At 66.9% G+C, this 18,146-nt stretch carries 21 protein-coding genes; 9 read left to right on the top strand and 12 right to left on the bottom strand.

The window, feature by feature from the left end:
* Positions 1 to 36: 36 nt before the first annotated feature.
* Positions 37 to 2,268 (bottom strand): S9 family peptidase, encoded by a 2,232-nt coding sequence (locus tag GGR89_RS06575; protein WP_125973386.1) that lies wholly within the window; start codon positions 2,266 to 2,268, stop codon positions 37 to 39.
* A 322-nt stretch (positions 2,269 to 2,590) separates the two neighbouring features.
* Here GGR89_RS06575 and GGR89_RS06570 point away from each other — a divergent pair, with 322 nt between their 5' ends.
* Entirely contained in the window at positions 2,591 to 2,884 is a 294-nt protein-coding gene (locus GGR89_RS06570; protein WP_125973388.1) for a hypothetical protein, read from the top strand.
* A gap of 45 nt (positions 2,885 to 2,929) precedes the next feature.
* On the opposite strand, the gene GGR89_RS06565 is transcribed toward GGR89_RS06570, so the two are convergent.
* A complete protein-coding gene (locus GGR89_RS06565) occupies positions 2,930 to 3,322 on the bottom strand; it encodes a GAF domain-containing protein (protein WP_125973390.1) in 393 nt (130 codons plus the stop codon).
* 388 nt (positions 3,323 to 3,710) lie between these two features.
* Between GGR89_RS06565 and GGR89_RS06560 the strand changes: the two genes are divergently transcribed.
* The gene (locus GGR89_RS06560) at positions 3,711 to 4,019 is read left to right on the top strand and encodes a hypothetical protein (protein ID WP_241217827.1); all 309 of its coding nucleotides are present in this window, start codon (positions 3,711 to 3,713) and stop codon (positions 4,017 to 4,019) included.
* 170 nt (positions 4,020 to 4,189) lie between these two features.
* On the opposite strand, the gene rplS is transcribed toward GGR89_RS06560, so the two are convergent.
* From rplS to GGR89_RS06535, 5 genes are read right to left on the bottom strand one after another with little or no spacing between them, the layout of a single operon-like run.
* Positions 4,190 to 4,576: a 50S ribosomal protein L19 gene (gene rplS / locus GGR89_RS06555; RefSeq protein WP_064309669.1), complete on the bottom strand. Its 387-nt coding sequence runs from the start codon at positions 4,574 to 4,576 to the stop codon at positions 4,190 to 4,192.
* Position 4,577: 1 nt separating this feature from the next.
* Entirely contained in the window at positions 4,578 to 5,312 is a 735-nt protein-coding gene (gene trmD / locus GGR89_RS06550; RefSeq protein WP_125973394.1) for a tRNA (guanosine(37)-N1)-methyltransferase TrmD, read from the bottom strand.
* Complete coding sequence (locus GGR89_RS06545; RefSeq protein WP_125973396.1) at positions 5,309 to 5,692, bottom strand: type II toxin-antitoxin system VapC family toxin; 384 nt, start codon at positions 5,690 to 5,692, stop codon at positions 5,309 to 5,311. Before GGR89_RS06545 ends, trmD begins: the two co-directional genes overlap by 4 nt.
* Complete coding sequence (locus GGR89_RS06540) at positions 5,685 to 5,957, bottom strand: AbrB/MazE/SpoVT family DNA-binding domain-containing protein (protein ID WP_125973398.1); 273 nt, start codon at positions 5,955 to 5,957, stop codon at positions 5,685 to 5,687. The genes GGR89_RS06545 and GGR89_RS06540 overlap by 8 nt, the downstream gene beginning before the upstream one ends.
* A 56-nt stretch (positions 5,958 to 6,013) precedes the next feature.
* Positions 6,014 to 6,382, bottom strand: a complete 369-nt coding sequence (locus GGR89_RS06535) for a type II toxin-antitoxin system VapC family toxin (RefSeq protein WP_125973400.1) — start codon at positions 6,380 to 6,382, stop codon at positions 6,014 to 6,016.
* A 55-nt stretch (positions 6,383 to 6,437) separates the two neighbouring features.
* Between GGR89_RS06535 and GGR89_RS06530 the strand changes: the two genes are divergently transcribed.
* On the top strand, positions 6,438 to 7,340 hold the full coding sequence (locus tag GGR89_RS06530; protein ID WP_125973402.1) for an NAD(P)/FAD-dependent oxidoreductase: 903 nt from the start codon (positions 6,438 to 6,440) through the stop codon (positions 7,338 to 7,340).
* A gap of 70 nt (positions 7,341 to 7,410) precedes the next feature.
* Positions 7,411 to 8,010 carry a hypothetical protein gene (locus GGR89_RS06525; protein ID WP_125973404.1) on the top strand — a complete coding sequence of 200 codons (600 nt, stop codon included), beginning with the start codon at positions 7,411 to 7,413 and terminating at the stop codon, positions 8,008 to 8,010.
* A 27-nt stretch (positions 8,011 to 8,037) separates the two neighbouring features.
* Here GGR89_RS06525 and rimM read toward each other — a convergent pair whose 3' ends face one another.
* The 3 genes from rimM to ffh form a co-directional block, all read right to left on the bottom strand.
* Positions 8,038 to 8,541, bottom strand: coding sequence for a ribosome maturation factor RimM (gene rimM / locus GGR89_RS06520; RefSeq protein ID WP_125973406.1), 504 nt, complete (start codon positions 8,539 to 8,541; stop codon positions 8,038 to 8,040).
* A gap of 63 nt (positions 8,542 to 8,604) precedes the next feature.
* A complete protein-coding gene (rpsP, locus tag GGR89_RS06515; protein ID WP_206431099.1) occupies positions 8,605 to 8,991 on the bottom strand; it encodes a 30S ribosomal protein S16 in 387 nt (128 codons plus the stop codon).
* A 48-nt stretch (positions 8,992 to 9,039) separates the two neighbouring features.
* Positions 9,040 to 10,521, bottom strand: coding sequence for a signal recognition particle protein (gene ffh, locus GGR89_RS06510; RefSeq protein WP_125973408.1), 1,482 nt, complete (start codon positions 10,519 to 10,521; stop codon positions 9,040 to 9,042).
* A 236-nt stretch (positions 10,522 to 10,757) separates the two neighbouring features.
* Here ffh and GGR89_RS06505 point away from each other — a divergent pair, with 236 nt between their 5' ends.
* On the top strand, positions 10,758 to 12,356 hold the full coding sequence (locus GGR89_RS06505) for a putative bifunctional diguanylate cyclase/phosphodiesterase (protein ID WP_125973410.1): 1,599 nt from the start codon (positions 10,758 to 10,760) through the stop codon (positions 12,354 to 12,356).
* On the opposite strand, the gene GGR89_RS06500 is transcribed toward GGR89_RS06505, so the two are convergent.
* Positions 12,331 to 12,909 carry a DUF924 family protein gene (locus GGR89_RS06500; RefSeq protein WP_125973412.1) on the bottom strand — a complete coding sequence of 193 codons (579 nt, stop codon included), beginning with the start codon at positions 12,907 to 12,909 and terminating at the stop codon, positions 12,331 to 12,333. The two genes, GGR89_RS06505 and GGR89_RS06500, sit on opposite strands and share 26 nt — an antisense overlap.
* A 29-nt stretch (positions 12,910 to 12,938) precedes the next feature.
* On the opposite strand from GGR89_RS06500, the gene mtaB reads away from it, so the two are divergent.
* From mtaB to GGR89_RS06480, 4 genes are read left to right on the top strand one after another with little or no spacing between them, the layout of a single operon-like run.
* The gene (mtaB, locus tag GGR89_RS06495) at positions 12,939 to 14,135 is read left to right on the top strand and encodes a tRNA (N(6)-L-threonylcarbamoyladenosine(37)-C(2))-methylthiotransferase MtaB (protein ID WP_425338743.1); all 1,197 of its coding nucleotides are present in this window, start codon (positions 12,939 to 12,941) and stop codon (positions 14,133 to 14,135) included.
* Complete coding sequence (gene ftsY, locus GGR89_RS06490) at positions 14,132 to 15,067, top strand: signal recognition particle-docking protein FtsY (RefSeq protein WP_125973416.1); 936 nt, start codon at positions 14,132 to 14,134, stop codon at positions 15,065 to 15,067. Before mtaB ends, ftsY begins: the two co-directional genes overlap by 4 nt.
* Positions 15,060 to 15,683 (top strand): septation protein A, encoded by a 624-nt coding sequence (locus GGR89_RS06485; protein WP_125973418.1) that lies wholly within the window; start codon positions 15,060 to 15,062, stop codon positions 15,681 to 15,683. The genes ftsY and GGR89_RS06485 overlap by 8 nt, the downstream gene beginning before the upstream one ends.
* A gap of 7 nt (positions 15,684 to 15,690) precedes the next feature.
* Positions 15,691 to 17,448, top strand: coding sequence for a chloride channel protein (locus GGR89_RS06480; protein ID WP_125973420.1), 1,758 nt, complete (start codon positions 15,691 to 15,693; stop codon positions 17,446 to 17,448).
* Positions 17,449 to 17,487: 39 nt separating this feature from the next.
* Here GGR89_RS06480 and GGR89_RS06475 read toward each other — a convergent pair whose 3' ends face one another.
* Positions 17,488 to 18,111 (bottom strand): superoxide dismutase, encoded by a 624-nt coding sequence (locus tag GGR89_RS06475; RefSeq protein ID WP_125973422.1) that lies wholly within the window; start codon positions 18,109 to 18,111, stop codon positions 17,488 to 17,490.
* Positions 18,112 to 18,146 lie beyond the last annotated feature (35 nt).

Genomic DNA, 18,146 nt, shown 5'->3' with positions numbered 1-18,146 from the left:
CCGGAGTTTTACGTATCCTATTGTATTATTGGATTGTTACTTGGTCAACGCGCGATCAAGGAAGTTCAGGATAGTATTCCACAGATGCTCGCTGATCCCCGCCCCGCCGACGCGGTGGGTCTGTCCAGGATAGAGCATCATCTCGAACGGCACTTTTTGCTGCTGGAGCGCAGCGTACATTGCAGTGCCGTTCTCCAGTACGACATTGTCGTCCGACATGCCGTGGATCATCAGCAGCGGATCGGCGATCTTCGCCGCGTCGCCCAAGGTGCTGGCGGCCTTGTACGCCTTCGGCACCTGGCGCGGATCGCCCATGTAGCGCTCGGTATAATGGGTGTCGTAGAGCTCCCACTTGGTCACCGGTGCACCCGAGACGCCTGCCGCGAAAGTGCCGGGCGCGGCCTCCAGCATCTTCAGCGTCATGTAGCCGCCATAGGACCAGCCATAGGTGGCGATGCGCTTCGGATCGACGAAGGGCAGCGACTTCAGATAGGCGGCACCCGCCAGCTGGTCCTGGACTTCGACGCTGCCCATCGCCTGCCAGATCGCACTTTCGAAGGCGACGCCGCGATTGGCCGAGCCGCGATTGTCGATCTGGAACCAGATATAGCCGCGCTGCACCAGATATTGCTGGAGCGAACCGCCCCAGGCGCGGCTGACCGTCTGCACATGCGGGCCGCCATAATGCTGGAAGAATACCGGGTAGCGCTTGCCGGGCTCCAGCTTGGGGGTGATCATCTCCCAGTGCAGCTCGGTGCCGTCCGGGCCCTTGATCGTGCCGAAGGTCCGCTCGCGATGCGCCGCGAGGTATGGATGGTAGGGGTGGCCGGCATCGCCGACCGCGTTTTCCTGCACCCAGGCGATCCGCTTGCCATCGGCATCGGCGAGATAGACCTGGCGCGGCTGGCTGGGGTTCGATCGGCTGACGATCGCGCGGGTGCCGCTGGCATCCATGCTGGCGGCGTTCCACCAGCCGCGCTCGGTCAGCCGGGTGATCGCGGCAGGCTTGCGATAGTCGATCCAGTAGAGATGCCGTTCGAGCGGATCGTCCTTGTTGCCCTGGAAGTAGAGGCGCCCGCGCTTCTGGTCGACGCTGATCCCGTCCGGCGCCACTTCCCATGCGCCCTTGGTCAGCTGGGTGAAGGTGCCCGCCTGCCAGCGATAGAGATGGCCGTGGCCGTCGCGCTCGGACCACCAGATCAGACTGCCATCGTCGAGCGGCTTGAGGCCGAAGCTGAGGTTGATCCAGCTCTTCGGCGCCGCCTGCTCGCTGAACAGCACGCGCGTGGCGCCGGTGACGGGGTCGACGGCGAGCAGGTCGAGCTGGGTCTGCGCGCGATTCTGGCGCTGGACGTAGAGCGTCTTGCCGTCCGCCGCCCAGTCGACGCGGGCAAGATAGATGTCGGAATCCGGGCCGAGATCCACCTTCACCCGTTTCTGCCCCATGGGATCGAGCACATAGAGCGCGACCAGCGCATTGGCGGTGCCGGCCTTGGGATAGCGTTGCTGGACGATGCTGGTCCCCTCGGCACCGATCGCGGCGCGGGTGACGATGCCGACGGGTGCCTCGTCGAAGCGCTCGACCGCGACATAGGCGTCGTTAGGCGCCCACCAATAGCCGTCGCGGCGCGCCATTTCCTCCTGCGCGACGAATTCGGCCTCGCCCCAATGCACCGTCCCCGCGCCGTCCTGTGTGACGCGGATGGCCTTGCCGCTGGCCAGGTCCATGACGACCAGATTCTGGTCCTGCACATAGCTGGCGAACCGGCCCGCCGGGCTCAGTGCCGCGTTGAGCTTCGCGCCGGCCGCGGCGGGCAGCTTGTCGACCCGACCGTTCAGGCGCGCTCGGAACAACTCGCCATCCAGCGGCACCAGGATCGACTGGCCGTCGGGCGCCCAGTCATAGGAAACGATGCCCTTGGTGCCGCCAATGCGGGCGCGTTCGCGCTGCATCTTCTCGGCTTCGGACAGTTCGGCGCCCGAGCCGAGCGTCTTCGAATCGACCAGCATCCGCCACTGGCCCTTGGCGGTATCCAGCGCCCACAGGTCGTAGCGCTCGCGATCGTCGTCGCGGTTGCGCAGCAGGGTGAGATACCTGCCGTCGGGCGAGAGCTGTACGGCGCGCGGTGCCGGGCCGTCCAGCGAAGGACTGCCGAAAATCCGTTGCAACGTCAGCGACTGGCCCGTTTGCGCCTGCGCCGCGGCATCAGCCATGCTCACCCCCATCGCGATCGCCATCCCGGCAACGCCCAGCATCCATTTGCGCATCCAACACTCCGCCTGCCGGCACCCGATGGCCGGCGGCGGCTGGTGTATCGACCCGGGCCGAGGCGTAAAGAGGCAACAGACCCGAGCCGCCCCCCTTGCCACGCCTGCGCCAACGTTCGCGCACGTCCGCAAAGTCATGAACAAGTCGTTTAGAAGGCTAGTGAAAGGCAAACACAATTAAACATATTCAATTTTCGGAATGAATATACTCGACGCGCGAGCGGATTATGGTAAAGTCTGGATCACACAAGTTGCCGGGAACACGGCAGCCGCGGTGGAGCCGCGAAGCGGGGCGCGTTCGATCGATCAGGAGTAGAACCGCATGTCGGTGGACCGTCTTGGCAGGATAGGTTCGGATGTTTCGGTAGAATGCGCCACGCGCTTGCTGGAGAAGAACTGGCCGCGTTCGACGCTTCTCACGCCCGCCGATATCGGACTGGGCGACCGGGAAACTGCGGTCGCCGAATTTCTGGGCATGGTTGAGTCACTCAGCGACGCCGGGTTCCTCGCCTATGAAGCGCTGGTGTTCAACAGCGACGGCCCGATGCTGGTCGATGCCACCCTCACCGCGCGCGGGCGCGCCATGCTGGCAAGCGAGGCAAACCGGGCAAACTGAGCGCGCTTCCTTCCCGACGGCGCGCCGACTCTGTAGCGCCGCCGATCAGTGGATGCTGCGATGCGCGCGGTCCATGCGACTGGCAAGCGCCTGCAGCAACGCGATGTCCGCGTCCCCGAAACGGCGCTCGTCGCGACCGAGCACGGCAAGCGCCCCGACGCGGCGACCGTCCCGCCACAAGGGCACCGATAACTGGCTGCGATAGCCGAGCACCATTGCTTCGAGGGGATCGGACAGTCGCCGCGCGGAATCGACGGCCTCGACGCCGTCCGCGGCTGCAAGCACGGCCCGCGATCCGGTCCGGAGAACCGCAACCTCGCCGCGGAGCAACAGCACCGCTGCGCGCACGATCCGGCTTTCCTCGGGCATCATCTCGCCTGCGATACCCTGTCCGAATCGACTCTCCAGTCCCAACGCTGCAACGCCCCAATCCGACATGACCACACCCTGATGAAAACGGTTGTATCGTAGGCGACTCGCGCAGTTCCGGGCAGTACGGAGTTTTACCAGCGGCACATCTACCGGGCAGCGCCTTGGTCGATGTTTCAGAACGAGACGAAGATAGGAGTTATCAACTGGTAAATTCGTTTCGGATGCAATCCACGTCTAGGCAGAAATTGCCTAGTGGCGTAAATGCTGCGTCACAGCACGACTCCGGGAACGGAAAAAACCGATTCGGCGTATGTGTGCATAGGAATGTTGCGGAACCGGCCGAGGGTCGATGGCGTGGTTCTGATAATGCAATTTTGAGCACGAGTTCGGTGGGTTCGCTACGGCCCCTCGGGTTGCACAAAGGCATGCGGACCATGTTGCTGAGGAGGACCTGATGTCGATGAGCGGGGAAAATCGTGAGGCGCTGGGCGCCCTCGATTCGCGCTGCATTGTCGCGATCGCCGATGCGCTGCAGCGCAGCTGGCCGGGCAGCGCCACGCTGACCCCGACGGCGCTCGACCTCGGAGCATCGCTCGACCGTCATCACGCCTTCGTCGCCGCCGTGCAGGGCCTGTGCGATCGCGGCCTGCTCGCCTATGAGGCATTGCTGATCGGCATCGGCGGGCCCGAGGTGCGCGATGCGGCGCTCACCGCGCGCGGCCGGGCGCTCCTCCAGAACGACGGCTTCCGCGCCGCCGCCTGATCCGCGCGATCCATCGCCGAAGTCGGGGGCGCCGCGACAAAATCCGTCCGCGGCGCCTTTTTTGTATCACTTGTCTTGAGAAAGCCGCGCGTCGCACAAGGTGCCGAACACGAAAAAGGCGTGCGAACCGCAGGGGTCCGCACGCCTTTCGCGTTCTGGGAAGGCCAGCCTTACTCGGCGGCCTGCGCCTCGGTGCGGGTGTCGCGGCGCTCGGCGATACGCGCCGACTTGCCGGTACGACCACGCAGATAGTAGAGCTTCGCACGACGCACGACACCGCGACGCACGACCTCGATCGAATCGATGTTCGGCGAATAGAGCGGGAATACGCGCTCCACGCCTTCACCGAACGAGATCTTGCGGACGGTGAAGTTCGAACCCATGCCCTTGTTGGCGCGCGCGATGCACACGCCTTCGAAGTTCTGCACGCGGGTACGCTCGCCTTCGACGACCTTCACGCCGATACGGACGGTGTCGCCCGGGCGGAATTCCGGAATCTTCTTGGCTTCGTTGAACTTGGCAATCTGCTCGGCTTCGAGCGTCTGGATGAGGTTCATCTCAGTCAGTCCCATGTTTTCGCCGCGCGCCAGAGGGAGACTGGACCCGAACGCCCTCATGGCGTTCCCAAAGGTCTGGCCTCCTTAGCCGTGTATCGGTCTCCGCCATGGCGCGTCGCCAGGCTTCGATCCTCGCATGATCCCCCGATCGCAGCACTTCGGGGATCGTGCGCCCTTCCCATTCGACAGGTCGGGTATATTGCGGATATTCGAGCAGCCCCGTTTCGAAGCTCTCGTCCATGCCGCTAGAAGCCGCGCCCATTACGCCGGGAACGAGCCGAATGCAAGCATCGAGCAATGTCAGCGCCGCCATTTCACCGCCGGAGAGGATGTAATCGCCGATCGAGACTTCCTCGATGTTGCGCGCTTCAAAGATGCGTTCGTCGAAACCTTCGAAACGGCCGCACAGCACGATCGCACCTGGACCTGTCGCGAGCTCGCGCACGCGGTCCTGCGTCAGCGTCCGCCCGCGCGGCGTCATGGCCAGGAGCGGGCGCCCTTCGCGGGCAACGCTGTCGATTGCCGCTGCCAGCACATCGGCGCGCAGCACCATCCCTGCCCCGCCCCCGGCCGGCGTATCGTCCACCGAGCGATGCTTGTCGGTGGCGAAGTCGCGGATCTGCACCGTTTCCAGCGACCACAGCCCCTCGCGCAGACCGCGTCCGGCCAGCGAGATGCCCAGCGGCCCGGGAAACATCTCGGGGTACAGCGTCAGGATGGTTGCAGCGAAGGTCACAGCGTCCAGTTCTCGAGCTTGAGGTCCGGGATGTCGGTGAAATCCCGTTCGTTGTTGGTGATCAGCGTCAGTCCGGCCGCCAGCGCCTGCGCCGCGATCAGCCGATCCAGCCGCGCGCGGCGGAAGGGCAGCCGGGCATAGGCTTCGGCGGCGGCGGCGTCGAACGGAAGCGGCTCGACGAGCCGAAAGAACCGCTCGACAACCAGCCGTCCGTCCGCATGGCTCTCGGGCACCCCTCTCAGCACCTCCGCTAGCACGATCGTGGAACTGACCACGCTGCCCTTGGCCTGCGCCTCCACCGCGAGCGCAGCCGGTGCGTGCGCGTCGCTGAGGATGTAGATGCAGATGTTCGTGTCGAGAAGAAAGCGGGGCTCAGCCATCGTCCCGCAGCCTGCGCCCTTCCCAATCGAGCTCGCGCTCCTCGATCTCGCGATCCTCCGGAGGGATCGGCTTCAGCCACGGCAGCGCGCCGGCGATGCCGCCAAGGTCGATCTTCTCCTCGCCGTCCAGCGGCTCTACCGAGAAGCCGCGACGTTCCTCGCGCAACACCACTTCGGCGCCTTCCTTCAGACCCAGCGCCTTGGGCAGGCGCAGCGCCAGCGAATTGCCCGACTTGAAGATCCTGGCGCGATATTCCTCGCCCATGCGTCGCCTCCGTATATACGGGATGTATATACATTCGGCGCTGAAACACAACGCGCTCAGAACCAGTCTTCGATCCGCAACCCCGGCACCGCGCGAAAGTCGCGGCCATTATGGGTGACCAGCGTCGCACTCAGCGCGAGCGCATGCGCCGCGATCAGCCGATCGTGGCGACCGCGTGCGGGGCGCGCCGCGGGAAACGCACGTGCAGCCTCCACATCGAAGCCCAGCACGGGGATCGTCTCGAGCAATGAGTCCAGCGCAGCGCTGCCCTGCCCGGCTCCTTCCATCAGTTCGGCGAGGCTGATCACCGAAATCGCAATGGCGCCGGGCTCGGCCGCCGCAATCCGCCGCGCGACCGGCGCCCCGCCGCCCCGCAACAGGCGGATGCAGACGCAGGTATCGAGCAGAAAGTCGGGCGTGGTCATGCCCTGCCCTACAATGGGCGGCGGAACCTGTCGCGCCCTGACGCGCTGGCGCGCGATGGACGATTGCATCATCATCGGCGGCGGCCCGGCGGGGCTCACCGCGGCCATCTATCTCAGCCGCTACCATCTGAAGATCCGCTTGTTCGATTGCGGATCGAGCCGTGCTGCGCTGATCCCCTGCACGCACAACCATGCAGGCTACCCCCAAGGCATTTCCGGCCTCGACCTGCTCGCCGCGATGCGCGCCCAGGCCGAGAAATACGGCACGGTGCGCGAGGCGGCGAAGGTAACGAGCCTGCGCTCGATCGAAGGCGGGTTCGCGGCGCGGATCGGCGAGCGCGAGGTGCGCGCCCGATCGGTGCTGCTGGCCACCGGCGTGATCAACCATCGCCCACCGATGCCCGACGCGTTGCACGACGCGGCGCTGGCGAACGGGCAGATCCGCTACTGCCCCGTATGCGACGGCTACGAGGTCACCGACAAGCGCGTCGCGGTCTACGGCACCGGCGAGCATGGCGCACGCGAGGCACTCTTCATCCGCAGCTTCACCAGGGACGTGACACTGATCGCCCCCGATCGCCACGACCTGCCGCCGGAGCAACTCGCCCAGCTCACCGCAGCCGACATCGCGCTGGTCGACGGCCCGGCGCGCGATTGGGCAATCGATGGCGAGCAGCTTGCGCTGTCAACGGCGGCGGGTCACCTTGCTTTCGACAGCCTCTATCCCGCGCTCGGCTCCCACATCCGCTCGGAGCTTGCCGTCGAGGCGGGTGCCCGCGCCGACGCCAGCGGATGCCTGGAAGTGGACGACCACCAGCGCACCTCGCTCCCCGCCCTTTTCGCCGCCGGCGATGTCGCCAAGGGCCTCGACCAGATCAGCCATGCGATGGGCGAAGCCGGCGTCGCCGCGACGACGATCCGGAATATGCTGAACGCCGAAGCACCGCTCTGGCGTTGATCGTTCGCCGACTGCCCTTGGTCGCGTTATGCTCGCCGAACTACTCTTCGTGCGATAGCGCCGGACGCCGATGAAGCTGCCCTGCCTCGCCTTGCCGCTGCTCCTGCTGGGAGGATGCAACACGCGCGCGGCCGATCCCAGCCACGGGCAGATCCACGGCTCGGCCGCGGAATGGGGTGGCTATGCGATCGAGGGTATCGCCCCGCGCATGCCCGAGGCGGCGGTCGACGCGGCGCTGGTGCGGCGTGGGTACCAGCGGACGACATGCACCACGGCGAGCGATGCCGAGGATACCCGAAGCGAAGACCCTTCCGCCCTCCTCTGCTATCTGCGGCACGATCGCTGGATGGTGATGCTCCAGTTCGACGGCAGGCAGCCGCACCGGACCTTGGGCTGGATGGCGTTGAACGACCGGTCATCCCCGCTTGCCAATCGCGACCGCAACCTGGCGCAAGGACGGCGCTTCGCCGCCGCGATGGCGCAGCGGTTCGGCCGGCCGGACGAGACGGCGCATGGAGCGGTCACCACCCAGCATTGGTATGTGCCGCGCGGCGTGGAACAGCGTGCGCCGGGCCGGCTGCACGACATGATATCGGTGACGATTTCCCCGATTCAGGGAGTGAATGCGACGCTCAGCGGATCGCAGGGAGAGATGCGCGGCCCATACTAGCCATGCATATCGCCAGGATCAGCCTGGTCAGACTTCCAGGAAGGTGCTCGCGACGACGAGCTTCTCGTCATCCCAAGCAGGCACCGCTTCGGGCCGCATCGGCACCATGAAGCGTTTGCCGTCGGGGCGCTCGATTTCGATCACGTCGCCCGCGCCATAGTCGTCGATCGCGACGACACGACCGATCGGCTCCCCGTCCTCGCCCGTCACCGGCAGGTCGAGCAGGTCGATATGGTAATATTCGCCTTCGCCCAGCGGCGGGAGGGCGGAACGCGGCACGGTAAGTTCGGTGCCGCGCAGTGCCTCGGCGGCATTGCGGTCGGCCACTTCGGCGAAGCGGGCGATCACGCCATTGGATCCCCCGCGCACCGACCTGAGCGTCAGTTTGCCGCCGTTGAAGCTCTTGTGCGCCGCCAGATCCTCGGCAAACACCTTCAGCCGCACCTCGCCGGCGATGCCGTGCGCGCCGATCACGGCGGCAAGCGTCACCGGGCGATCGCCGCGGGTCGAGGGAGCGGAAGGTTCTGCCATGATGGGATGCAGCGACGCACGAGCCATCCCTCCCGCACCAGCGTGCGGGAGGGATGTTCAGCCTCAGGCCTCGGCAGCCTCTTCGGCCGGTGCGGCAGCGGCTTCGGCGGCTGCCTTGGCCTTCTCGGCACGCTCCTCGGCGCGCTCCTTGGCCTTCTCGCCCGGCTCCGCCTTCTTCGGGTTGTTGCGGGCCGCACGCTCCTTGACGCCGGCGGCGTCGAGGAAGCGGAGGACGCGATCGGTCGGCTGCGCGCCGACGCCCAGCCAGTAGGTCGCGCGCTCGTTGTCGAGCTTCACGCGCTCGGGCGAATCCTTGGCGAGCAGCGGGTTGTAGGTGCCGATCTTCTCGATGAACTTGCCGTCGCGGGGCGCACGGGCGTCGGCAACGACGATCCGGTAGTACGGGCGCTTCTTGGAGCCGCCGCGCGACAGACGCATGGAGAGAGCCATTCTACTTCACTTCCTTCTAGAGATACGATTGAAAAAAATTGGGTTAAGTTACTTCTTCTTCAGCAAATTCTCGAAGCCCGGCGGCAGCTTGGCGCCGCCCGGCAGACCCGGCAGGCCGGCGCCCACCTTGTCCATCATCTCGCCCATCTCGGCGCCGCCCAGGGCATTGCCGATTCCGCCCATGCCGCCGCCCGGGCCGCCCTTGGCGAGCATGCCCAGCATGCCCTTCAGGCCGCCCATCTTCTTCAGGCGCTTCATCGCGGTCTGCATCTCCTGATGCATCTTAATGAGCTTGTTGACGTCCTGCACGGTCAGCCCGCTGCCCTTGGCGATGCGGATCTTGCGCTTGGCGTTGAGCAGTTCGGGTTTGGCGCGCTCCTTGGGCGTCATCGAGCCGATGATCGCGTCCATGCGGATCAGCACCTTGTCGCCGCCGACCTGGTCGACCGCGGCCTGCGCCTTCTTCATGCCGGGGATCATCCCCGCCAGCGCGCCGATGCCGCCCATCTTGCGCATCTGCGCCAGCTGCGCGCGCAGGTCGTTCATGTCGAACTGGCCCTTGGCGAGCCGGTTCGCCATGCGCTCGGCGTCTTCCTGCTCGATCGACGCAGCAGCCTTCTCGACCAGGCTGACCACGTCGCCCATGCCGAGGATGCGGCCGGCGACGCGCTTCGGGTGGAAGGGCTCGATCTGGTCGAGCTTCTCGCCCATGCCGGCGAACTTGATCGGCTGGCCGGTGACCGCGCGCATCGACAGCGCCGCGCCACCGCGTGCATCGCCGTCCATGCGGGTGAGGATCACGCCGGTCAGCGGCACCTGCGCCGAGAAGTTGCTGGCGACGTTCACCGCGTCCTGGCCGGTGAGCGAGTCGACGACGAGCAGGATTTCCTGCGGCTTCGAGATGTCGGCGACCGCCTTCATCTCGTCCATCAGCGCCTGGTCGACGTGGAGACGGCCGGCGGTGTCGAGCATCACCACGTCGAAGCCCTGGAGCTTCGCCGACTGGAGCGCACGGCGCGCGATCTCGACCGGCTGCTGGCCGGTGACGATCGGCAGCGTCGCCACTTCGGTCTGGGTGCCGAGCACCGCCAGCTGTTCCTGCGCGGCCGGACGGTTCACGTCCAGCGACGCCATCATCACCTTCTTGCCCTGCTTCTTCAGCAGCTTGGCAAGCTTGGCGGTGGTGGTGGTCTTGCCCGAGCCCTGCAGACCCACGAGCATGATCACCGCCGGCGGCGTGACGTCGATCGCCAGCTCGGCGGTGTCGGCGCCGAGCATGTCGACCAGCGCGTCATGGACGATCTTGACGACCTGCTGGCCCGGCGTGACCGAACGCAGCACCTGCTGGCCGACGGCCTGCTCGGTTACCTTGTCGACGAATTCGCGGGCGACGGGCAGCGCGACGTCCGCTTCCAGCAGCGCCACGCGTACTTCGCGCATCGCGGTCCGGACATCGGCCTCGGCGAGCGCGCCACGTCCGCGCAGGCGCTCGAAGACGCCGCCCAGCCGATCGCTCAAACTCTCGAACATGATGCCCAGATCACTCCAAATCAGTCCATGTCCCGCCAAACGCAAAACACGCCGGCGGACGAAACCTCGTCGGCCGGCGTCACCCCTTGGGGTGGCAAATGTTGCGCGTCCACGGAGGAACGGTGGGTCCCCTTAACCGCAGTGGCGGCAGAAAGCAACCTCTACGGATTTAACCCGATCTACACGCCTTGCATGGGAAAACACCACTTCGTTAGTACGAGGGGCGTAGTGCGTCGATGACGCGGCAGCAGCATCAGGACCGGCAAAACGGGCGGAAGGATCGCACCGCGACGATCTTCAACGCCTTGTGCGTCGCCTCCACGCTGCTCGCGCTCGCGATCGGCGCCGGATTGACATTCGACTATGTCGAACAGATCGTGCCGGGCGGCTGGCTACTCGTGGCGCAGGCCGTGAACCTCGTCCTCATTTTCCTCTGCGGTCGCCGCCTCGTCATGCCCCCCACGCGCCGCACCGGCGGCGAACGCGCACAGAGCGTCGCCAGCCGCGATCCGCTGACCGGCTTCCTCCACCGCAACAGCCTGACCGAGGAAGGCGCCGCGATGCTCGCCCGCGCCCACCGCCGCAGCCAGGCCGTAGCGATGCTGGTGTTCGATCTCGACCGGTTCAAGGCAATCAACGACCTGCACGGCCATGCCATGGGCGACGCGCTGATCCGCACCGTGGCGCAGGAAGTCGCCCAGGCGCTGCCGCAGATGGCGCTGTCCGGGCGGCTGGGCGTCGACGAGTTTGCCTGCGCCTTCGCCTTCGACCCGCGCGAGGCGGCCATGGTTGAGCGCATCGCCGAGCGCATCGTCACCCGTCTCGCCCAGCCCTTCGAGGTGGAGGGCCATGTGCTGCACATCAGCTGCTCGCTCGGCATCGCCCGCTCGGACTTCGATTGCCCGAGCATCGACGCGCTGCTCCGCACTGCGGACATCGCGATGCACCAGGCGCAGAAGGCGGGGAAGAACCGCTTCGCCTGGTTCGATCCGGCGATGGAGCGCGCGCTACAGGTGCGCAGCGCGCTCGAAAGCGGGTTGCGCGTCGCGATCCCGCGCGAGGAGATCACCCCCTATTTCGAGCAGCAGGTCGATCTCGCCAGCGGCCGGCTCCACGGCTTCGAGGTGCTGGCGCGCTGGGAGCATCCGACCCACGGCATGATCCCGCCCGACCGGTTCATTCCCGTCGCCGAGGACGCCGGCCTGATCGGCGACCTGTCACTGTCGATCATGCGCCAGGCCTTCCACGGCGCGCGTGATTGGGATCCGGGGCTCAGCCTCTCGGTCAACATCTCGCCGGTGCAGCTGCGCGACGCCTGGCTGGCGCAGAAGATCATCAAGGTGCTCACCGAGACCGGCTTCCCCGCCCACCGGCTCGAAGTGGAGATCACCGAAAGCGCGCTGTTCGACAATCTCGCGCTCGCCCAGTCGATCGTCGGCAGCCTCAAGAACCAGGGAGTGCGGCTGGCGCTCGACGATTTCGGCACCGGCTATTCCTCGCTCGCCCATCTCCGCGCCCTACCCTTCGACCGGATCAAGATCGACAAGAGCTTCGTCCTCTCGCTCAACCAGAGCGCGGACTCCGCCGCGATCGTCAACACGATCCTCCGGCTGGGCGAGAGCCTGAACCTGCCGATTACGGCCGAGGGGGTGGAAGACGCCGCGATCGAGGAGCGGCTGCGTGCGATCGGCTGCGCCAAGGCGCAGGGCTGGCTGTACGGCAAGCCGCTGTCGATCGCGGGGGCGCGCCGCCTGCTCGCCGAGCGGCGGCTGATCCTCCAGCCCGGCCCGCGGCTGGAGGGCGGCGATGCTACCAGCCAGCTCCAGGCTGGCTGAGATAGTCGAGCTCATCGGGCGTGGAGATCCGCCCCAGCGCCTCGTTGCGGCCCGGGAAGCGGCCGAAGCGGTGAAAGACCTCGGCATGATCGCGGGCATAGGCCATCAGTGTGTCGTCTTCGAGGCTGGCGAAGCAGCGCAGGCTGAGTTCCTGGAGCTCGGCATCCTCGGCATGCTCGAACGGCAGGTACAGGAACTGGCGCTGCTCCTTGGTCATGCGGCGATCCCAACCGCGTTCGACCGCCGACGACGCCAGCTGCTGCGCGAGCGGATCGCCCGCGAACGCCTCGGCCTGCCCGCGGTGGATGTTGCGCGAGAACTGGTCGAGCAGAAGGGTGGCGGCGAGCAGCGTTTCGGGATCCTCGCCCCAGCCCGCCGCGTCGCTCGCCAGCACGCGATCGCGAAGATCTCCGAACAAGTCGGCGATCTCGCGGTCCACGCCCTCGGACTTCAGGAACCATTGTTCGGGCAGCAGCGCATCGAACCAGAAGGCCAGCACTTGGCCCGCCTGGTGTTGGACTTCTGCGGTCGGCGTCCTTAGATCGCTGGCCAATGTCCCTCTCCTCGCCTCTCATCCTTAACATGGGTTGCCGGCTGAACCTAGCCGAAGGTGAGTCGATCCGTGCCCTGCTGACGGGGCGAGACGCGATCGTGGTGAACAGCTGCGCCGTGACCAACGAAGCGGTGAAGCAGACCCGCCAGGCGATCCGCCGCGCGCGCCGCGAACGCCCCGAGGCGGAACTGGTCGTCACCGGCTGCGCGGCGCAGATCGACCCCGCAGCCTTTGCGGCGATGCCCGAGGTGGACCGGGTGATCGGCAATGCCGAGAAGCTGCTTCCGCAAGCCTGGGCGTCCGAGGCGAAGGTGCAGGTGCAGGATATCCTCGCCGTGCGCGAGACCGCGCCGCACCTCGCCGCCAGCTTCTCCACCCATGCGCGCGCCTTCGTGGAGGTGCAGAATGGCTGCGACCATCGCTGCACCTTCTGCGCGATCCCCTATGGTCGCGGGAACAGCCGCTCGGTGCCGGCGGGCGCGGTGATCGACCGGATCGCGATGCTCGCCGAGGCGCATGGCGAAGTCGTGCTGACCGGCGTCGATCTCACCAGCTACGGCCACGACCTGCCGGGCAGCCCGACGCTGGGCTCGCTGGTCGAGCGCATCCTCCGCCACGTACCCCGCCTTCAGCGGCTGCGGCTCTCCTCGCTCGACGGAATCGAAGTCGACGACCGGCTGTTCGCGCTTCTTACCCAGGAACCGCGCGTGATGCCGCACGTCCATCTCTCGCTCCAGGCGGGCGACGACATGATCCTCAAGCGGATGAAGCGCCGCCATGCCCGGGCGCAGTCGGTGGTGCTGGCCGAACGTCTCCGCGCCGCACGGCCCGAGATCGCCATCGGCGCCGATCTGATCGCAGGTTTTCCGACCGAAGACGAGACAATGTTCGCCAACACCCTCGCCCTTATTGGCGATTGCGGCGTGGTGCATGCACACATCTTCCCCTATAGCCCGCGCGCCGGCACGCCCGCCGCGCGCATGCCGCAGGTGGCCCCCGCCACGATCCGCGACCGCGCCGCCCGGCTGCGCGCGGCGGCGGCCGAGCAGCGGGCAAGCTGGCTGGAAACCCTGGTCGGCAGCCGCCAGCAGGTGCTGGTCGAGCGCCCGGGCGACCGCGGCCATGCAGAGAATTTCGCCGAGGTGCGGCTGACCGCCCCTCGGCAGACTGGAGAAACGGTGAACGTGACGATTGCACGCGTCGAAGACGGAAAGCTGGTCGCATGAGCGGGCCCGGCTGGCATGAAAAGCTGCTCGGCGGCTTTCGCAAGACGTCGGATCGGCTGCTCGGCAACCTCGCCGGCCTGTCGCTCGCCCGGCTGGACGAGGCAACGCTGGACGAGATCGAGGAGGCGCTGATCGCCTCGGATCTCGGCCCCGCCACCGCCGCCAAGGTGCGCGCGCGGCTTGCCGAGGGGCAGTTCGAGCGCAACCTCGAAGAACTCGGCATCCGCGTGATCGTCGCCGAGGAAGTCGCCAAGGTGCTGGAGCCGGTCGCCAAGCCGCTGGAGATCGAGGCGTTCCCGCGCCCGCAGGTGATCCTCGTCATCGGCGTCAACGGTTCGGGCAAGACGACGACGATCGCCAAGCTCGCCAACCAGTTGCTCGAGCAGGATTACAGCGTGATGGTCGCGGCCGGCGACACCTTCCGCGCCGCCGCGATCGGCCAGCTCAAGACCTGGGCCGATCGGATCGGCGTGCCGATCGTCTCGGGCGCAGAGGGCGGCGATGCGGCGGGCATCGTGTTCGAGGCGGTCAAGCGCGCGACCGAGATCGGCACCGACGTGCTGATCGTCGACACCGCCGGCCGCCTGCAGAACAAGCGCGAGCTGATGGACGAGCTGGCCAAGGTCCGCCGCGTGCTCGGCCGCCTCAATCCAGCTGCGCCGCACGACGTGGTGCTGGTGCTCGACGCCACCACCGGCCAGAACGCGCTCAACCAGATCGAGGTGTTCAAGGAAGTGGCGGGCGTCACCGGCCTGGTCATGACCAAGCTCGACGGCACCGCGCGCGGCGGCGTGCTCGTCGCGGCGGCGGAGAAATACGGCCTGCCGATCCACGCGATCGGAGTCGGCGAGAAGGTCGACGATTTGCGCGGCTTCGATCCGGTCGAGGTCGCCCGCATCATCGCCGGCGTGGAGGAACTGACCCATGGCTGATTCAGCCGCCCGCCCCAAGGCCTCTGCCGGCCTGCGCATGGCGCTGGATTACGGCCCGCTGATCGTGTTCTTCGCGGTCAACAGCCTCGCGCCGGGCGTCCAGCTCCAGCGCATCTTCACCGCCACCCTCGCCTTCATGATCGCGATGGCGGCGGCAATCGCGGTGTCGTGGTGGAAGACCCGCCACGTCTCGCCGATGCTGTGGATCACCGGCGTGCTGGTGCTCGTGTTCGGCGGGCTGACCCTCTATTATCACGACCAGACCTTCATCCAGGTCAAGCCGACCATCGTCTATGCGATGTTCGCGGTGATCCTCGGCTATGGCCTGATCACCAACAAGCCGCTGCTCCAGACGATGCTCGAATCCGCCTATCCGGGGCTCAGCGCCAAGGGCTGGCGGCTGCTGACGATCAACTGGACGATCTTCTTCGTCGCGATGGCCGTGCTCAACGAAGTCATGCGCCACATGCTCGACTGGGACCGCTGGGTGACCTTCAAGACCTGGGTGGTGATCCCGCTGACGCTGGTGTTCGCCATCGCCAATATTCCGATGCTGCTCCGCCACGGCCTGCAGCTGGAGAAGCCCGAGGACGCGCCCGTCCCGCCGGAAGGCTGATCGCGCGATGGGCCTGCCGCGCCACCCGGCCACCTTCCACGCGGTGCGCGCGGCGAACGGACTGCGCCGGCAGATCCGCTCGAACACGCTGCTGTTCCTGCTGCTGGCGATCGGCGTCGGCGCGGCGGCGAGCCTTGCCGCCATTGCAATCGGACAAAGCGCGCGCGGGATGCAGCGCGTGCTGTTCGGGCTGGCGCTCGGCGAGCATCTGAGCGCCGCGAGCCATATCGCGCCCTTGCGGTTGCTGGCACTGCCCATCGGCGGTGCACTGCTCGGCCTAACGCTGTGGCTGCTTCGTCGTCGCAAGACCATCGACGTGGTCGAGGCCAATGCGCTGCACGGCGGCCGCATCCCGGCGCGGGATACGGCCACCGTTGTGGGCCAAACGTTGCTCTCCAACGGCTTCGGCGCCTCGGTGGGGCTGGAGGCGGCCTATGCGCAGGCGGGCGGCGGGCTCGCCTCGCTGCTTGGCCAGCGGCTGAAACTGCGCCGCGCGGACCTGCGCACGCTGATGGCAGCCGGCGCGGGCGCAGGCCTGGGCGCGGCGTTCGGCGCGCCGCTCACCGGCGCCTTCTATGCCTTCGAGATCGTGCTGGGCGCCTACACGCCTGCGATCGTCGCGCCGGTGGTACTCGCCTCGCTGACCGCCGCGACCATCGCGCGCACGCTTGGCATCCACCCATATGTGATCAGCGCGGGCGGGGCGCATGCGATCGGCACCGCCGACTATCTGCTCTACGCGGTGCTCGGGGTACTCTGCGCCGGCTTCGGCATCGCGCTGATGCGGCTGGTATCGCTGGTCGAGGCGGCGGTGCGCCGCAGCCCGATCACGCCGCCTTGGACGCCGCTGATCGGCGGCGTGCTAATGATGCCGCTCGCCCTGCTATCCCCGCAGGTGCTGTCGAGCGGCCACGGCGCGCTGGACATCAACCTCGCCGCATCTGCGACGCTCGCTTCGCTCGGCGTGGTGATCCTGCTCAAGCTGCTCGGTTCGGCGGTGTCGCTCGGCTTCGGCTTTCGCGGCGGGCTGTTCTTCGCCTCGCTGTTCCTCGGCGCGCTGATCGGGCGCTTCTACCAGCTGACGCTGGCCGAGATTCCCGGCCTCCACCATCTCGCGCCTGACGATGCGGCGGTGGTCGGCATGGCGGCGCTCGCGGTGGCTGTGGTCGGGGGGCCGATGACGATGTCGCTGCTGGTGCTGGAAGTGACCCACGACTTCAGCATCACCGGGGTCACCATCGCCGCGACTCTGATCGCCAGCACGATCGTGCGCGAGCTGTTCGGCTACAGCTTCTCGACCTGGCGGCTGCACCTGCGCGGCGAGACGCTGCGCAGCGGCCGCGACGTGGGCTGGGTCCGCGCGCTCAGCGCCGCGCGGATGATGCGCCGCGACGTGGCGACCATCGCTGCCGACACCGACATCGCGAGCTTCCGCGCGCGCTTCCCGCTGGGCTCGACCAAGCGCGTCGTGCTGCTCGATGCCCAAGGTCATTATGCCGGGATCGCCGAGACCGCCGCCGTGTGGAGCCCCTCCGCGGATCAGGCGGAGCGCGTCGGCAGCATGGCGAAGTTCGCGGATCGCGCATTGTCGCCGGACATGACGATCGCGGAAGTGCTCGAAGCCTTCGACGCGAGCGTGGCGGACGATCTGGCGGTGCTTGCAAGCGACGGGCAGGTGCTGGGGCTCATCACCGAAAGCCATGCACGCCGCCGCTATGCCGAGGAGCTGGAAAAGGCCCAGCGCGACTTGTACGGGGAAAGTTGATCCCTCCGCCCGGATACCGGGCGGAAGGACCGGAAGGCCTCAGCCCTGCTGGTCGGCGCGGGCGGCGCCTTCGCCGTCGAGGTTCTGCGCGACGAACTCCCAGTTCGCCAGCTTGGTCAGGATGGTATCGACGAACGACGGGCGCGCGTTGCGATAGTCGATGTAATAGGCGTGTTCCCACACGTCGATCGTGAACAGCGGCTTCACGCCGTGCGCGACGGGCGAATCGCCGTCATGGAACGAGGTGACCTTCAGCGTGTCGCCGTCGAGCACCAGCCAGCCCCAGCCGCTGGCGAAGTGGCCGACCGATTCCGCCTTCAGCTTCTCGACCAGCGCTTCCTGGCTGCCGAAGTCGCGGGTGATCATCTCGGCCAGCTTGCCGGTGGGCGCCGCATAGTTGGGCGTCAGGCACTGCCAGAAGAAGCTGTGGTTCCAGATCTGCGAGCTGTTGTTGAACAGGCCCTTGTTGCCCTTCTCCTTGGCATAGGCGATCACGTCGGTGAGCTTGGCGCCGGCCAGCTCGGGAATATCGGCAACCAGCTTGTTGCAGTTGTCGACATAGGCCTTGTGATGCTTGCCATGGTGATAGTCGAAGGTCTCGGCCGACATGTGCGGCGCGAGCGCGTCCTTGGCGTACGGCAGTTCGGGAAGTTCGAAGGCCATGTCATGCTCCTCTTGGAATTGGAAAGCTTGTCCGC

The sequence above is a fragment of the Sphingomonas trueperi genome, assembly GCF_011927635.1.
In the GTDB taxonomy this organism is placed as follows: domain Bacteria; phylum Pseudomonadota; class Alphaproteobacteria; order Sphingomonadales; family Sphingomonadaceae; genus Sphingomonas; species Sphingomonas trueperi.
This window is presented reverse-complemented; position numbering and strand designations above follow the sequence as displayed.

Coding starts and splice junctions, on each gene's coding strand:
- GGR89_RS06480 (WP_125973420.1), top strand. CDS start 15,691: ATGGGCCTGCCGCGCCACCCGGCCACCTTCCACGCGGTGCGCGCGGCG.
- ftsY (WP_125973416.1), top strand. CDS start 14,132: ATGAGCGGGCCCGGCTGGCATGAAAAGCTGCTCGGCGGCTTTCGCAAG.
- ffh (WP_125973408.1), bottom strand. CDS start 10,521: ATGTTCGAGAGTTTGAGCGATCGGCTGGGCGGCGTCTTCGAGCGCCTG.
- GGR89_RS06525 (WP_125973404.1), top strand. CDS start 7,411: ATGAAGCTGCCCTGCCTCGCCTTGCCGCTGCTCCTGCTGGGAGGATGC.
- GGR89_RS06505 (WP_125973410.1), top strand. CDS start 10,758: ATGACGCGGCAGCAGCATCAGGACCGGCAAAACGGGCGGAAGGATCGC.
- GGR89_RS06575 (WP_125973386.1), bottom strand. CDS start 2,268: ATGCGCAAATGGATGCTGGGCGTTGCCGGGATGGCGATCGCGATGGGG.
- rpsP (WP_206431099.1), bottom strand. CDS start 8,991: ATGGCTCTCTCCATGCGTCTGTCGCGCGGCGGCTCCAAGAAGCGCCCG.
- GGR89_RS06540 (WP_125973398.1), bottom strand. CDS start 5,957: ATGGGCGAGGAATATCGCGCCAGGATCTTCAAGTCGGGCAATTCGCTG.
- GGR89_RS06530 (WP_125973402.1), top strand. CDS start 6,438: ATGGACGATTGCATCATCATCGGCGGCGGCCCGGCGGGGCTCACCGCG.
- GGR89_RS06570 (WP_125973388.1), top strand. CDS start 2,591: ATGTCGGTGGACCGTCTTGGCAGGATAGGTTCGGATGTTTCGGTAGAA.
- GGR89_RS06565 (WP_125973390.1), bottom strand. CDS start 3,322: ATGTCGGATTGGGGCGTTGCAGCGTTGGGACTGGAGAGTCGATTCGGA.
- GGR89_RS06560 (WP_241217827.1), top strand. CDS start 3,711: ATGTCGATGAGCGGGGAAAATCGTGAGGCGCTGGGCGCCCTCGATTCG.
- GGR89_RS06475 (WP_125973422.1), bottom strand. CDS start 18,111: ATGGCCTTCGAACTTCCCGAACTGCCGTACGCCAAGGACGCGCTCGCG.
- GGR89_RS06485 (WP_125973418.1), top strand. CDS start 15,060: ATGGCTGATTCAGCCGCCCGCCCCAAGGCCTCTGCCGGCCTGCGCATG.
- GGR89_RS06535 (WP_125973400.1), bottom strand. CDS start 6,382: ATGACCACGCCCGACTTTCTGCTCGATACCTGCGTCTGCATCCGCCTG.
- rplS (WP_064309669.1), bottom strand. CDS start 4,576: ATGAACCTCATCCAGACGCTCGAAGCCGAGCAGATTGCCAAGTTCAAC.
- mtaB (WP_425338743.1), top strand. CDS start 12,939: ATGGGTTGCCGGCTGAACCTAGCCGAAGGTGAGTCGATCCGTGCCCTG.
- rimM (WP_125973406.1), bottom strand. CDS start 8,541: ATGGCAGAACCTTCCGCTCCCTCGACCCGCGGCGATCGCCCGGTGACG.
- GGR89_RS06545 (WP_125973396.1), bottom strand. CDS start 5,692: ATGGCTGAGCCCCGCTTTCTTCTCGACACGAACATCTGCATCTACATC.